This window comes from Burkholderia sp. MR1-5-21 (assembly GCF_053427715.1).
The window spans coordinates 16,602-31,265 of sequence record NZ_JBSAXD010000028.1; the positions used below are offsets into that span (position 1 = coordinate 16,602).

The window sequence follows — 14,664 nt, forward strand, 5'->3', positions numbered from 1 at the left end:
GATTCGTTGACCGTCGCCGAAACAACTGTCGACGTCATGCACAAACTTCCTTGGAACGACAGCAAGAGCGTTTCTTGTCGTGGTTGCGTACCGTCTGTCAGTCCGTTTGATGGCACGGTCGATCGGGTGCGCGTCGAGGGAGGGGCTCCGTGTCGCGTTGATCAATCCCCGGCGTGGAGCGCTCCAACGGTCGGGGCATTGCGCGTTCTTTTTAATTTCGTCAGACAAATGATCGGCGACGACAAACAGATGACAATCGTCGTCATGCTGAAAATGCGATTCATTTCAGCCCCCGGTTTCCCGCCACGGACGGAGCGACACGCAAGTTTTGCGCCATTCGTGAATGGCCGACTGAACATCTTTGCCAAATCAACTCGGGCGGTGCTGTTCGCACATTCTCGAAAATTGGCGGAAAAATACAGGCATTAATGTGTCGTAGAACATTCGGTGATCCACGGCACACGTAACGTAACGTACGTAACGTTTTCACGTTGTGGTGGTACGGTCGTTCGGTAACGCCACGAGCCGTTGCATGCGATCTTTTGCGTACGGCAACCCCATACCGGCAACGGCTAACGTTTTCATTCACCGATCGCGACCAGCGACAAGCACACGGGATTCACGAAAGGAGGCGAGATTTGCCAGTGAAATACTTGAATATTTGCAATTTTTAAGGGTCGAATCGAGTGAAAGCATGCGAGAAAAATGAAAGATATTTAAATTTCGGCACACCGGGCATACTATTTCCGAGCCTTGAATTTTCCATTGGCGGCGGCTTTAATTATTTCTCGGGATCACCGCAATTCACGCTGGAGGCCACGCCGAGTATCGCCGCCTGATCGCCTGAAATTCTGAAATCCACCGTATGGGGCCGCGCATTTCCGACGTCGCGGTCGTTACGCCACCAACGGCAGAAGCACGATTGCGGACGAGATGCGCACATGACAACACCCAAGCCCGACGATGCTTCGTCCGGAAATGTGGAGCCCCAGCCCCATGTCGAGCCAGCGACGCTCGACGAGGTTTACGGCTGCGTGCCGGCCATGATGCACTCGATCGATTCCAGGGGCCGCCTGATCCAGGTCAGCGATATGTGGCTCGCCACACTGGGTTTCACGCGGGGCGAGGTCATCGGCCGCCTTTCATCGGATTTCCTGACGGCATCGTCGAGAGACTATGCCCGCGAAGTCGTTCTTCCGGAATTCTTCCGGACGGGGCGATGCGACGACGTCGAATATCAGATGATCCGCAAGGACGGAACGATCATCGACGTGCTCCTGTCCGGAAAGCTGACACGGGATGCGTCCGGGAATCCGTTTCGGTCCATTGCGGTCATCCGGGACATCACCGACAAGAAGAAGCTCGATCGCGCGTTGCTGGAGAGCGAGCAACGTTACAGGGCGCTCTTTCAACATGTCCAGGCCGGATTTGCATTGCTCGAACTCGATGCAACGAGCGGCGCAACACCGGCATTGATTTTTCTGGCGGTCAATCCGGAATTCTCGCTTTTGTGCGGCCTGCCGCAATCCCGGATTGTCAATGCGGATGCGGGCGGCGTGCTTTCCGGACTGGTGCATGACCCCGCGATTTGCGAGGCGATCCTGCGCGAAACCGCCGAGACCGGCATGCGCAAGGAAATGACCAACCTGAGGGGGCCGGGAGACCGCTGGTTCGACATGGTCTGCTACCGCCCTGGTACGCGCCAGTGCGCGATACTCGTTCACGAGACGACGCAACGCAAGCGGATGCAGGAAACGTTGGCGCAACAGCACGAGCAGATTCGCGTGACATTGCACTCGATCGGCGATGCGGTCATTGCGACCGACACGGCAGGACGTGTCCAGTACCTCAATCCGATGGCGGAGCGCATGACGGGCTGGCTGTCGGAACAGGCCAACGGCCGGCGCATCGAGAACGTGTTCCATGTCTTCGACGAACGCACGGGCATTCAAGCGGCGAACCCCATCTCGCGATGCCTGCACGAGGATCGGGCCATTCAATTCGATGACGGCATGGTGCTGGTGTCCAGGAACGGCATGCGTTTCTCGATCGAAGATTCCGCCGCACCGATCAAGGATTCGAATGGCGTGACTTCTGGCGTCGTGCTGGTCTTTCGCGACGTCACCGACGAACGTCAGGTTTCGAAGGAAATGGCATACCGGGCGACGCACGATGCGCTGACCGGCCTGATCAACCGGACCGAATTCGAATCCCGCCTCCAGCAGGCATTGTCGGGTGGTCGCGGTGCTCCGAAGCCTGGTGCGGTTTTCTACCTCGACCTCGACCAATTCAAGCTCGTCAACGATACATGTGGCCACGCGGCAGGCGATGCGCTGCTCAAACGCGTGGCGTCACAACTCGACGAGGGCCTCGAGATCCCTCATACGCTCGCCCGGCTGGGAGGCGACGAGTTCGGCATCATCCTGCCGGATTGCACGATCGACGAGGCCGAGGACATCGCCTCTCGCCTCTGCAAGCGCGTAGACGAGATGCGTTTCGAATACAAGGGCTGCCTCATCTGTGTCGGCGCGAGCATCGGTGTCGTGCCGCTCGACAGCAACCTGGATTCGGTGGATGCCGTCATGCAGCATGTCGATAGTGCGTGCTATGCCGCCAAGGATGCCGGTCGAAACCGCGTTCATGTATGGTCCGGCACGGATCAGACGATGCTCGCGCGCATGATCGAGATGGACTGGGTGCGCCGGCTGAGGCAGGCACTCGACGAGAATCGCTTTGTCCTGTACGCACAGGAGATCTTTTCGTTGCAAGTGCCCGCCCCCGCAAAACGATTCGAGGTGCTGCTGAGGCTCTCTGGCGAAGACGGAAACCTCATCCCGCCCACCGCATTTCTGCCGGCCGCGGAGCGCTTCAATATCGCCGGCCGCATAGACCGGTGGGTCGTCGATCAGGTCTTCAGATGGATGGCCACTCACTCGGATAAGCTGGATCACATCGAGTACGTGTCGGTGAATCTTTCCGGCCAGTCGATCGGCGATTCGGATTTCTTCGATTACCTGAGGAATATGTTGAGAACGTATCCGCTCAACGGAAGCAAGATTTGCTTCGAGGTCACCGAAACCGCCGCGGTGACGAATCTCGATATCGCGGCGACATTCATCAACGCGCTGAGGAAGTATGGCGTGCGCTTCGCCCTTGACGATTTCGGAAGCGGCGCATCGTCATTTGGATACCTGAAGGCGCTACCGGTCAACTATCTCAAGATTGACGGGAGATTCATCAGGAACCTTCATCAGGACCCGCTCGACAGGACGGTGGTCAGGTGCATTCAGGAAATCGCAAATGTGCTCGGCAAGGAAACCATCGCCGAATTCGTCGAAACTGCAGAGATATCCACCATCTTGACTGAAATGGGGGTCGGCAGTGCGCAAGGTTTTTTCCTGCATCGGCCGCAGCCTATTTCAGTCGTCCTGACCAGTCGGTCATCGTCCGCTATCGACAGTCCCGAGCGAAACCCCGACCGCTTGCTCGCGCGAGAAAAGTCACACCCGATCAAGCCTCCCGTCGATACTGGCCGGCCGTCATGATGCAGCGGTCTCTCGACGAATTGGCCGACGAGATTTGATTCATGAACGCGTCGCCCACCGGATGCACTGTCTGCCCGGTCAGATCTTCAGCGTCGAGGACAAGTGCTTGAACACGGCCGACACCCGCCGCAAGTGCCTGGATTCCCGGTGCGTCAGCACCCACAGCTCGGTCTGGCATTCATGCAGCACGTCGGTCAACTGGACGAGGTCGGCGCGATCGCGCGTCAGGAACGTCGGCAAGATGCCGACGCCCATGCCCAGGGCGACCAGCTCCATCACGGTCAGGATGCTGTTGACCTTGTAGTGCGGCATCACCTTCCGGAAATGGCGTTTGCGCCAGGTGACGGACGGATGGCCCGGTAACGCATCGTCAGGCGCGATCCAGCGGACCTTGCCCGCTACGACGTCTTCATAACGCGGCGCAGCGCCGCATTGCGCGGACGCGAAAAGCGCAACCTGGATCGCGCCGACGTGCTTGCCTACCAGGTGTTCAGGCGGCTGCGTGGTGACGCGAACGGCAATGTCGGCGTCCCGGCGCCCGAGGTCGGCTACTTCGTTACCCGTGTGCAGTTCGTACGCCAGCAGCGGGTGAGTGGCTTCCAGTTGCTTCAGCGCCGGCCCCACCAGCGCGTGCAGGATCGTGTCGGTCGTGGAAATGCGAACCGTACCTGCTACCTGCTCGGGAACGTGTTGCGCGATCGAGCGGGCCGACTCGATCTGGACTTCCACCTGCTCCGCGTGCTCGGCCAGTGCAAGCGCGAGTTCCGTTGCACGGTAGCCGGAGCGCGTGCGTTCGAACAGGCGCTGCTCCAAGCCACGCTCGATCCGTTGCAGGTTGCGAAACACCGTCGACGCATCCACGCCCAGTCGCTCGCCGGCCTGCGCCAGCGTACCGGCGCGAGTGAGCGTCAGGATGGTTTCGAGGTCCGTGGCGCCGAGCTTGAATCGCATTTCCATGTTCGTCATCCATTGCACTTGTGCAATGGATGATTGTACTTGTGCGCATATGGAGCGCGTATGTGCAATGCTAAATTGGGCGCGAACTGCCAACTTCCCGGAAAGGCACGGCCATGAATCCAATCCCGTATCACCTCGTCAGCCATGTGCTCTGTCCGTACGTGCAGCGCGCAGTCATCGTGCTGACGGAAAAAGGTGTTTCGTTCGAGCGCACCGATATCGATCTGAGCAACAAGCCGGACTGGTTTCGCGACATTTCACCGTTGGGCAAGACGCCGGTATTGGTCGTCGCTGGCATACCGATCTTCGAGTCGGCCGTGATTTGCGACTATCTCGACGAAACGCTGGAACCGCGTCTGCATCCGCGGGACCCGCTCGAACGCGCGCAGCACCGCGCGTGGATCGAGTTTGCGTCGGCGCTGCTGAATGCGATCTGGGGCTTCTACACCGCTGCGGACGAATCGTCCCTGAACGCAAACGCGCGGGACATTCACGCGCGATTCGAGCAACTGGAGGGTGCTCTGGGTGCCGGTCGGTATTTCGGCGGCGAGCGCTTCAGCATCGTCGATGCCGCCTTCGGTCCGGTGTTCCGCTACTTCGATGTGTTCGAGCAGATCGATGACTTCGGTTTCTTCGCGGGCGTGCCGAAGGTCGCCGCGTGGCGGCAACGGCTCGCCGAGCGGCCGTCCGTCCGCGCGGCAGCCCGAGCGGATTATCCGCAGCGGCTGATGGCGTTCCTGCTCGACCGCGGCTCGGCGTTGTCGACGCGCATCGGCGCGCAGCGGTTGCTTGTGCGTCGCCCTGACCGGAACTGAAACCCACGGGCCATGCCGGTTGATCCCAGCCTATGAGCGGCTTCCATCAAAGTCTGCGGTGTCACGCTCCACAAGAGAATTCAACGCCGTCAAGACATCACCGAAATCGCCGGTAGCGACAGGGCCGGATTCGTCCGCGTTCGGGCCCGTGATTTCAGTACCGTACGTGACTCGGACATTGCCTGACGGCATCGGCGAAATCTCGTGGCGCACGACGACACGCGTGCCTTCCGCGTGTACCCGGCTCGCAGGCTTCAACTCATGAGCGGATCAATAGCGATGCGGTTCATCGTAATGAGGCCGCATGCGCGGGTCGTCGTCCTGGTGCCACGGATCGCGATCGTGCGGATGACGATGTGCCCATTCATCATGGCGCCAGTATCGATGGCCATCCCAATAGCGGTCACCATGCATGCCGATGGTGACGTTGACGTCGGCCGGCATCCGCTGCACCTGACCGTACGGTTCGGGCCGCGAGCCTTCCTGAGCAATCGCTGGACCCGCGGTCAGCCAGGCACTGCCTGCGATCAGCGCGACCCATGCCGCGCGGGAAAAAAATGGAACGTACACGCATCGAAGCCTCCTTGTTCCGAACTACGTGAAACCACTCTACCCACGACGGGCGCGCGAACTTGTGGCGACTTGTAAGCGCACATTTCACAGGGCGCGACCATCGCCACGACCAGCTTTGTGCGGCATCGGACAGGCACATGGGAATGCGACCCGGACGGGAGGCGGTTTCGATGCGGCGGGTCAGTCAGAGTCGGTTACATCTGTGCGGGGGGGTGTGATCCGTCATGCCGCAGCGGGCGCACCTGCGACGCGCTGCAGCACGGTCATCGGGCCGAGTGTCCTGATGACCTGCATTTGCGCGGCGTCACGCACGAAGAGCGATCCGGCAAAGGCCAACGCGTTGATCGAAATGCCGTCGATGCGTTCGATGGATCTCGGAACGAGCAGCATGCCTTGCGGCATCACGAGCAGGTTGTAGGGCGCGGATTGATGCGCTTCGCCGGCGACATCGATCGCATGCAGACCGGTGGCATCCAGCAGGTCGCGATAGACGCGGAGCGCGCGTTGCGCGATGTCGGTCTGCGGCGTGCCGGGTGACAGCGCGAGCCTTGCAAACGCGTGTGGAAACGCGAAACCCGTGACGGCACAGACCGAGCCGTCGTCGCGTGCGGAAGCGAGAAGCGGCGCGATCGGCGGCGTGGGCTCGCCCGCTGCAAACGGCAACGGGACGATCTGCAGATGCTTGTGCGACTGGCTCGCACCGGCCGCCGCGCCGCCGTTGTAGAAACCGACGCCCTGAAACTCGGCCATGCAGGCGAACAGCGCGGTGAAGTCCGCCGCGGTCAGCAGTGCTTCCTGCGGCTCGAAGCGACGCGTGACGATCAGCAGATGATGGTCGATCACGTTGAACTTGTTGAGCACCGCGACGTGCGTGTCCGTGATGTCGGCAACGAAGAGATCCGGGTCGCACGGCAGAAACGGATCGATCGAGCCGCGCTCCGAGGGCTGCCGGGCTTGCCGTTTCTGGCCTTCGTCATCCTTGCGTGCAAGGCTCGACACCTCGCGGACGAGAAAGCGCACGCCGCCGTCGTCGATCGTCGTCTGCGTGGTTTCGATCGGGCGCAGCGCACCGCAGGCCAATGCGTGCCCGGCCTGGCGCAGGACGGCGGGCCAGAGCGTGCCGGGTTGAAGGCGCAACGGGTCGTTCACGGGAAAGCCTCGCAGTGTGGCTGGCGTCGTCGTGGCGGTCGTCGCTGGGCGATTCGTGTCGGGAACGTCGTGCACGGAAATGTTCACGATGCTCACGACATACTATGCTCTTCGGCAAGCTGAGGCAGCTTGGCGTAGCGTCAACGACGGCCGGTCTGGCCGTACTCGTGCGATTGCCCGATGGCGTGGCGGACGATCTCCTCGATTGCTTGGCGATCGGCGAGAACGGCGGGTCGGGGATCGGCAGGCATTGTCATGTTGCTCTGGTGTTCGATTGAAGGGCGGTCGTGAATGCAGCCGTTCTTTCGCGATGCAAGGCCCCGGACCAGCATTGGACAATCATTTGCTCCCCGAACATCATTTGGCGCTTGCTCTCGGCGTGATCTGCCGTCCGAGGGCGTGCGCCTGTTTCCGTGTCGCGTCCATCAGCAACGACGCATTGCGAGAGGGCGGTACGAATTTCGAATAGACAAATGTCGATACGAACTCCAGGTCCTCGACGAGTGGTCTGACATCGACATCAGTACGCCGTGCAGAGAACTCGTCGACAATCGCGAGCCCCAGCCCCCCATGCACAAGCGCGAGCGCCTGCTCCGCCCGAGTGACATCCACGACCGACTTCAGTTCGACGTCCATTTGCTGGCACGCACGCGCGATCATGGTTCCGCTCGGAATGTCGCGTCGATACAGGATCATGCTCTCATCGACAAGATCGGCCAATGAAACAGCCTTCTTGCACGACAGGCGATGGCGATGCGGCATCACGCAAACCATTCTTCCACGCAAGAATGGTACGGATTCGAGATGCTCATGCTCGATCGGGAACGCCGACATCGCAATGTCGACGGTCTTGCTCAGCACTTCCTGCGGCATGTCTCCCATCAACGACGTGTGCCAGTCGATAGTCAGCCCCGGCAACTGCTTCTTCAACGCGAGGATGGCTGGCGCGACGACTGACGTCGCGAGCACGTCGCTGCAGCAGACACGCAGCAAACTCGTCGGTCCGAGCGCCAATGCGCGTGCGAACTCGTCGACCCGCAGCGCTGCCTGATAGACCTGCTCGACCTCGCGAAAGAGCGCATGTGCTTCCTCGGTCGGGACCAGGCGGCTCTTCGTCCGTTCGAATAGCCGCAGCCCGAGTGTCGTTTCCATGTGTGACACGAGCTTGCTGACGGCCGGCTGGGACACGAACAGCATCTTTGCGGCTGCATTGATCGAGCCGGTGAGCATCACCGCTCGAAACACTTCCATTTGTCTGAGTTTAAAGCGCATCGGGGTCAACGCCGGGTAATAACCTGAGGCTATAGCCTACCGCCGTTCCGGTATAGCACAGGGCGCGAGGACTTTCCTACTATTGGCCCTGACGGACTGGATCGGACAACCGTTCCGATCGAAGGACGTCGTGTGGAACAGCGTGTGGCGGGCATTGTGCAATGTACCTGGCCGGCGCGAAAGAATGGCACACAGCCAAACAAATCTGGAGACACGATGAACCCGGCGACTCATTCCCCGGCTGCGACCGCCAGGGTCGCAGCAACCGCCCGACGCTCTCGCGTGCGATTCGGCATTCTCGCGCTGCTGGCTATCGGAACGATGATCAACTATCTGGACCGAAGTGTCGCCGGAATCGCCGCGCCGAGCATGAGTCACGATCTTGGGCTCACGCCGGCATTGCTTGGCGTCATTTTCTCGGCGTTTTCGTGGACTTACACGGCGTCGCAGATTCCGGGCGGCATTCTGCTCGATCGAATCGGGACGAAGTGGACCTACTTCTTTGCGCTCACGCTCTGGTCGCTCTTCACGGGGCTTCAGGGGCTCGCGGTGGGCTTCGTGTCGCTGCTGATCATGCGCTTGCTGATCGGCATATTCGAGGCGCCGTGTTTTCCGACCAACAGTCGTGTCGTCGCGATCTGGTTTCCGCAAAGCGAGCGGGCCCGAGCGACCGGGATCTACACGTTCGCCGAATATATCGGTCTCGCGTTCCTCAGCCCGTTGCTCTTCTGGCTTGAACATCGGTACGGCTGGCGGGCGCTGTTCGGCATTGTCGGAACGGCCGGCGTGCTGTTCGGACTCGTGTGGGCCACGCGCTTCCGGGAGCCCCATCAATCAAGGCGGGTCAACCAGGCCGAACTGGACTACATCGCCGGCGGTGGCGGTGTCGTGGACGGCAGCAAGCAGCATACGCACTTCCGCTGGTCGTACATCGGCGCGCTGCTCAAGCGTCGCAGCATGGCCGGCATCTGCGTCGGGCAGTTCGCGTGCAATTCGACCAACGTGTTCTTCCTGACCTGGTTTCCGACCTATCTCGTGACGGAACGCCATATGCCGTGGCTGAAAGTCGGTCTGGTTGCCGTTCTGCCGTTCATTGCAGCGTCGGTGGGCACGCTGGCGGGCGGCTGGATTTCGGATGCGTTGCTGCGCCGGGGCGTGTCGCTGAACTGGTCGCGCAAACTGCCCGTCATTTTCGGCCTGCTGGCCGCATCGACGATCGTCTTCGCGAACTATGTCGATTCCACTGCGGCCGTGATCGCCATTCTCTGTTGCGCGTATTTCGCCCAAGGCATGTCGGCGCTCGCATGGATGATCGTCTCGGACATCGCGCCCAAGGGGCTCCTCGGATTGAGCGGCGGCATCTTCAACCTGTTTGCGAACGCGGCGGGCATCGTGACGCCGCTCGTCATCGGATTGATCGTCAACGCGACCGGATCGTTCGTGTACGCGCTGGCTTTCATCTCGGCGGTCACGTCGATCGGGGCGCTCTCATACATTTTCATCGTCGGCGACATCAAGCGAATCGAGCTCGACGAACCCATCGTCTAAGGCAGGTACACGGAATGAATCGGAATTCTCTCGCAGGCAAGGTTGCAGTCGTGACGGGCGGAGCACGCGGAATCGGTCTGGCGATTGCACGGAAGCTCAAGGCCGAAGGCGCGTCCGTCGCCATCTGGGATCTCAACACCGACGGATGCGACGCACAGCGCATCGGATTTTCGCCGGATTGCGTGCAACAGGTCGACGTATCGTCACTCGCTTCCGTCGAGCAGGCGTTTGCCGGCACCGTCGAGACGTTGGGGCAGGTCGACATACTCGTCAATAACGCCGGGATCAACGGTCCGGTTGCGCCGTGCTGGGAATATCCCGTCGAAGCCTGGGAGCGTGTGCTGGCCGTCGACCTGAACAGCGTGTTCTACGGCTGTCGGGTTGCGGTACCGCACATGAAAAAGCGTGGTGGCGGACGGATCGTCAACGTCGCTTCGATTGCGGGCAAAGAGGGGGTGCAGTTCATTTCGGGCTATTCAGCGGCCAAGGCGGGTGTCATCGCATTCACGAAGGCGGCTGCGAAAGAACTGGCGAAGGATAACGTACTCATCAACTGCGTCGCGCCCGCGATGGTCGAAACGGAGCTGTTCGCCGAGATGTCGACGGAACATATCGAAGCCAGCAAGGCGAAGATTCCGATGGGGCGTCTTCTTCAAGCCGATGAAGTGGCCGACATGGTCAGCTGGATCGCCAGTCCGGCATGCAGTTTCACGACCGGCTTCACATTCGACCTGACGGGCGGGAGAGCGACATATTGAACCCGCAAGACTTTGGTGTTGCGCACCTCACTGCGCTCGAACTCGAGCCGGTCACTTTCGTCAGGCAGGCGGCAAGAGCGGGATTCGGTTCGGTTGGCCTGCGCGTCGTCCCGGTTGCAGTCGGCGCGCCCGCGTATCCGACGAAGGTCGGCAGTACGGCGCATATCGCGTTGCGGAGTCTGCTGAAAAGCGAAGGCGTTGCGCTGCATGACATCGAGTTCATTCAGCTCGTGCCGGACATCGACGTGTCATCGTATGAAGCTGTGCTGGAAGCCGCAGCGGATCTCGGTGCTCGTGCAGTGACTGTGTCGGGAGACGATCCCGATTTGAGCCGCCTGATTGAACACTTCGCAGCGATGTGTGACCTGGCCGACCGTTTTGGGCTGCGCGTCGATATGGAGTTCATGAAGTGGCGCCATGTCGGGACGCTGCAGCAGGCCTGCACTGTCGTTGAAGGTGCAGGCAAGGCTAACGGTGCTGTGCTTGTCGATGCATTGCATCTGTCGCGATCCGGCGGGACACCCGACGATGTGGCCGGATTGCGTCCGGATGTCGTTCGATCCGTCCAGCTTTGCGATGCGTCCGCGCAAGCGCCCGTGGGTGACGAGGCGACGATTGCGGAAGCCCGCCACGGGCGGTTGGCGCCTGGCGCCGGCACGTTGCCGCTTGTCGAGTTACTGCAAGCGCTCCCGTCGGGACGGCGCACCGCAATCAGTGTGGAGATGCCGCTCCCATCGCTCGACGCTCCGGCGCGTCTTGATCTGGCTTGCCGGAGCGCGATGGCAATCCTCAAAACGGCCGGCATCCGGATTTCCTGAACAGCGCGTGGCTTCCGACTACATCATGATGAGGCCATGTCGCATGCCCTGCATGACGGCTTCGGTGCGGCTGCTTGCGCCGAGCTTGCCGAAAATGGAGGACAGGTGGAACTTCACCGTGTTGTCCGATATGTCGAGCTGGTGCGCGATCTCCTTGTTGCCGAGCCCTTCGGCGAGCATCGTCAGCACTTCGAGCTCGCGTGGGGTGAGCATTTCGACAAGCGCCGCGGATGCCGGCGGGCGAGGCGCCGTGCGCTCCGCCAGCAGCCGCGCGAGGATCTCCGCGGATAGCACGCAAAGGCCCGCGGCCACAGCTTCGATCGCGGCGATGATTTCGCCGGGCGTCGCACCGCGCGGCAGCAGCGCCGTGGCGCCGCCTGCCAGCGCTTCATGAATCCAGTCGCTGTCCGCGTCGTCGGTGAGCAGGACGAGCGCCGGCGTTGCGAGACTGCGATCCGCTCCCGGTGCCGGCAAGTCGCCGCCCTGCGGCTCCAGTTCGACCAGGACCACATCCGGCAATTCGCCCGCAAAGCGGTCGCAGATCGCAGCGGTGTCGGCCGCGCTTCCCGCGAAATCCAGCGCGGGCGCTGCGTCGACAAGCGCCTGCAGGCTCGCCCGCGCTTGCGGTGAGGCGGCGACGACGGCGACCCTGACCGGGCTCATCTGTATCATCTCGGCACCCGACATGCGACGGCTTGCACGATGCTCAGCGGCACGCATTCCGTTGCGGGCGTTCGCCCACCGTGACCGTGCATTCGCTGCGCTCGCCGCCCCGGATCAGCCCGATCTTCATCGGCTTTCCAATCCGGTCGCCGCCCAGCGCAGCGTGCATGTCGGCCATGTCGCGGCACGGCTTGCCATCCAGTTCGATCAGCACATCCCCGATCAGCACCCCGGCATGCTCCGCGGGCCCGCCCGCCGCAAGCGAAACGACCAGCAGCCCGTGCTCGGAAGCCAGATTCAGCTTCGTCACCCACGCCTGCGGCACGTTCACCGGCTGTGTGCCCACGCCAAGGTAGCCGTGCGACACACGTCCCTTTCTCAGCAGTTCGTCGCTCACGCGCGCCACGGTCGACGCCGGAATCACGATGCCGGCTCCAGGCGCGAGCGCTGACGTGCACAGGCCCATGACCCGCCCCTGCATATCCGCCAGGGCCGCACCGGAGAATCCGGGGCGCAGCCCGCCGTCCAGCCGCACGAAGGCGTCGAACCGGCCGCCGCGCCAGGTCTGCCACGGACCGCTGGCCGTGCCGACGACACCGAAATCCGCGCTCGTGCCGAGCCGGTCCACGCGTGCTACCGCGAGCACCAGGTGGCCTGCCTTGAGGGAGCGCGCGTCACCGGTCTCAACCGGGCTCAGCTCCACACCGTCAAGCCTCAGCACCGCCAGGTCGGTGCCAAGGTCCCGTCCCGCCAGGACGGCCGCCACGGTGCGGCCATCGGCCAGGGTGACTTCAATGCCGTCCTCGCGCCTGAGCGTATGCGCTGCCGTGACCACTACGCCGGATTGCCAGATTACTCCACTGGACGGAAAGCGGTGCCGCCCGTGCACCGCGACAACATGCTGACCGACCCGCTCGGCGATGGCCGCCAGGTTGTCGGAAAGATCCTGCAAGGGATTTGCGCTGGGGGTTGGGGTTTCCATGCGACGACTCCTGCCATGTACTACCTGAATGGACGCTTCGCTCGCCCGGCCGGCGTGAAGATTCCGGACCGGCAAGCGCAGACGAGTGGATCCACAGTGACAGGTGCGCGACGGCCGCGCACCACCCTAATGGGTAGCCTGCGCGTCGGACGGCGTGTTCAAAAGCGATCAGCCGCAGCGGACCCACGCCGGACGTCGACTTGGCGCCACCTCGACGTCAACCTGGCAGAGCGGTGCTCCTGCAGACGCCTGCATCGCAGGACGGCCTCGCTGTTCGTGTATAAAGGAGGCAACCTTGGACAAGCGGAGACCGGCGTGGCCGAAACCCCACCCTCGAACCCAAAGCCGGCTGCTGAAGGCTTGCGCACATCGGCTTGGCGTCGTGCCAGGCCATGGGCCATCGGCGGCGGCATCGGCATTCTGCTCGCGAGCTTGCTGGCGGTCTTCGGCCCTTTGCGGGAAAAATCGGATGAACGGGCGCTGACCGACCTGGGATTTACCAGGGGCACCTGCAATGACAGCGGTGGATCAGGTACCGCGCCCGATTCAGGATGCCTGGCGTTGCGGGCGAAGCCGGAAACGACGACGGCGCAGGTCGCGGCCGCGATGCCGCATCTGCGAAAGCTCGGCCTGAGGCTCGAGCTGAATCTGGCAGACACCGAGGTCGACAGCATCGACTCGCTGAACGGACTGGATCGCCTGGAATCGCTCGACCTCACGGGCACCCCGGTCTGGAACATCGATGCGCTGAAGGGAGCGCGCTCCCTCAAGAATCTTGTACTCCATCGCACCAAAGTCGAGAACATCGTTGCGCTAAAAGGATTGACCGGCCTGCAATCGCTCAATCTCTGGGAGACCCGGGTCTCCAATCTCGATGCGTTGAAGGACCTGACCGACCTGCGGCAACTCGACCTTCGGGACACGCAGGTTCGCGACCTCGACGCGCTCGGGAAACTGCCTCACCTGGAAACACTCAAACTGGGCGGTGCCAGGAATGTCCGCGACATCGCGCCACTCGGCCGGCTCACCACCCTGAAGACGCTCGACCTTAACGAGACCCAAGTCGAGAACATCGATGCGTTGAAGAAGCTGCACGATCTGCAGGCGCTCTATCTGGCAAACACGCCAGTCCGGAACATCGATTTGCTGACGGAAATGCCCGCGCTGACCACGCTCGTGCTCGACGGCTCCAAAGTCGAGAACGTCGCTGCGACGCGGGGATTGGTCCAGCTCGAAACGCTCGTGCTCGCGCGCACGCAAGTCACGGACATCGATGCGCTGAAGGGCCTGACGGGACTGAGAAGACTCAATCTCGCCGACACGCGGGTCGAAAACATCGATGCGCTGAGTGGCCTGACGGGCCTCCAGGTGCTCAATCTCTTCCGCACCAGGGTTCGGAGCGTCGATGCGTTAAAGGGGCTGACCGGTTTGCAGGAACTCTATCTCGCCAATACGCCGGTCCAGAACGTCGAGGTACTGAAAGGCCTGACCGGACTGCGAGAGCTCGTTCTCTATGGCACCCTGGCCAGCAACGTCGATGAGCTCAAGGCGGCCTTGCCGAACACGCGAGTCGTTTGGTGAATG

Annotated in this window: 14 protein-coding genes; 8 read left to right on the forward strand and 6 right to left on the reverse strand. The window is 61.9% G+C overall.

All coding sequences use genetic code 11. The annotated features are described in order from the left end of the window. Nucleotides 1-6: 6 nt before the first annotated feature. Entirely contained in the window at nt 7-429 is a 423-nt protein-coding gene (locus tag ACV229_RS30340) for a hypothetical protein (RefSeq protein WP_448086776.1), read from the forward strand. Nucleotides 430-941: 512 nt separating this feature from the next. After that, complete coding sequence (locus ACV229_RS30345; protein ID WP_448086777.1) at nt 942-3,545, forward strand: EAL domain-containing protein; 2,604 nt, start codon at nt 942-944, stop codon at nt 3,543-3,545. A 78-nt stretch (nt 3,546-3,623) separates the two neighbouring features. Here the strand turns inward: ACV229_RS30345 and ACV229_RS30350 are convergent, their stop codons facing one another. Then, the gene (locus tag ACV229_RS30350) at nt 3,624-4,496 is read right to left on the reverse strand and encodes a LysR family transcriptional regulator (protein WP_448086858.1); all 873 of its coding nucleotides are present in this window, start codon (nt 4,494-4,496) and stop codon (nt 3,624-3,626) included. A gap of 119 nt (nt 4,497-4,615) precedes the next feature. Here ACV229_RS30350 and ACV229_RS30355 point away from each other — a divergent pair, with 119 nt between their 5' ends. Next, nucleotides 4,616-5,317 (forward strand): glutathione S-transferase family protein, encoded by a 702-nt coding sequence (locus ACV229_RS30355; RefSeq protein WP_448086778.1) that lies wholly within the window; start codon nt 4,616-4,618, stop codon nt 5,315-5,317. Nucleotides 5,318-5,587: 270 nt separating this feature from the next. Here ACV229_RS30355 and ACV229_RS30360 read toward each other — a convergent pair whose 3' ends face one another. Further along, nucleotides 5,588-5,887: a hypothetical protein gene (locus tag ACV229_RS30360; protein WP_448086779.1), complete on the reverse strand. Its 300-nt coding sequence runs from the start codon at nt 5,885-5,887 to the stop codon at nt 5,588-5,590. A 225-nt stretch (nt 5,888-6,112) separates the two neighbouring features. Then, nucleotides 6,113-7,039 carry an ATP adenylyltransferase family protein gene (locus tag ACV229_RS30365; protein WP_448086780.1) on the reverse strand — a complete coding sequence of 309 codons (927 nt, stop codon included), beginning with the start codon at nt 7,037-7,039 and terminating at the stop codon, nt 6,113-6,115. A 104-nt stretch (nt 7,040-7,143) separates the two neighbouring features. On the opposite strand from ACV229_RS30365, the gene ACV229_RS30370 reads away from it, so the two are divergent. After that, complete coding sequence (locus ACV229_RS30370) at nt 7,144-7,317, forward strand: hypothetical protein (RefSeq protein ID WP_448086781.1); 174 nt, start codon at nt 7,144-7,146, stop codon at nt 7,315-7,317. Between the two features lie 79 nt (nt 7,318-7,396). On the opposite strand, the gene ACV229_RS30375 is transcribed toward ACV229_RS30370, so the two are convergent. Beyond that, nucleotides 7,397-8,311 (reverse strand): LysR family transcriptional regulator, encoded by a 915-nt coding sequence (locus tag ACV229_RS30375; RefSeq protein WP_448086782.1) that lies wholly within the window; start codon nt 8,309-8,311, stop codon nt 7,397-7,399. A 216-nt stretch (nt 8,312-8,527) separates the two neighbouring features. On the opposite strand from ACV229_RS30375, the gene ACV229_RS30380 reads away from it, so the two are divergent. From ACV229_RS30380 to ACV229_RS30390, 3 genes are read left to right on the forward strand one after another with little or no spacing between them, the layout of a single operon-like run. Further along, on the forward strand, nt 8,528-9,859 hold the full coding sequence (locus ACV229_RS30380; RefSeq protein ID WP_448086783.1) for an MFS transporter: 1,332 nt from the start codon (nt 8,528-8,530) through the stop codon (nt 9,857-9,859). A gap of 14 nt (nt 9,860-9,873) precedes the next feature. Then, nucleotides 9,874-10,617, forward strand: a complete 744-nt coding sequence (locus ACV229_RS30385) for an SDR family NAD(P)-dependent oxidoreductase (RefSeq protein WP_448086784.1) — start codon at nt 9,874-9,876, stop codon at nt 10,615-10,617. After that, on the forward strand, nt 10,614-11,435 hold the full coding sequence (locus ACV229_RS30390) for a sugar phosphate isomerase/epimerase family protein (protein WP_448086785.1): 822 nt from the start codon (nt 10,614-10,616) through the stop codon (nt 11,433-11,435). Before ACV229_RS30385 ends, ACV229_RS30390 begins: the two co-directional genes overlap by 4 nt. Nucleotides 11,436-11,453: 18 nt before the next feature. On the opposite strand, the gene ACV229_RS30395 is transcribed toward ACV229_RS30390, so the two are convergent. Both ACV229_RS30395 and ACV229_RS30400 read right to left on the reverse strand, forming a co-directional pair. After that, a complete protein-coding gene (locus ACV229_RS30395) occupies nt 11,454-12,098 on the reverse strand; it encodes a LuxR C-terminal-related transcriptional regulator (protein WP_448086786.1) in 645 nt (214 codons plus the stop codon). 43 nt (nt 12,099-12,141) lie between these two features. Next, on the reverse strand, nt 12,142-13,080 hold the full coding sequence (locus tag ACV229_RS30400; RefSeq protein WP_448086787.1) for a S1C family serine protease: 939 nt from the start codon (nt 13,078-13,080) through the stop codon (nt 12,142-12,144). A gap of 315 nt (nt 13,081-13,395) precedes the next feature. Between ACV229_RS30400 and ACV229_RS30405 the strand changes: the two genes are divergently transcribed. Beyond that, entirely contained in the window at nt 13,396-14,661 is a 1,266-nt protein-coding gene (locus ACV229_RS30405) for a leucine-rich repeat domain-containing protein (protein WP_448086788.1), read from the forward strand. Nucleotides 14,662-14,664 lie beyond the last annotated feature (3 nt).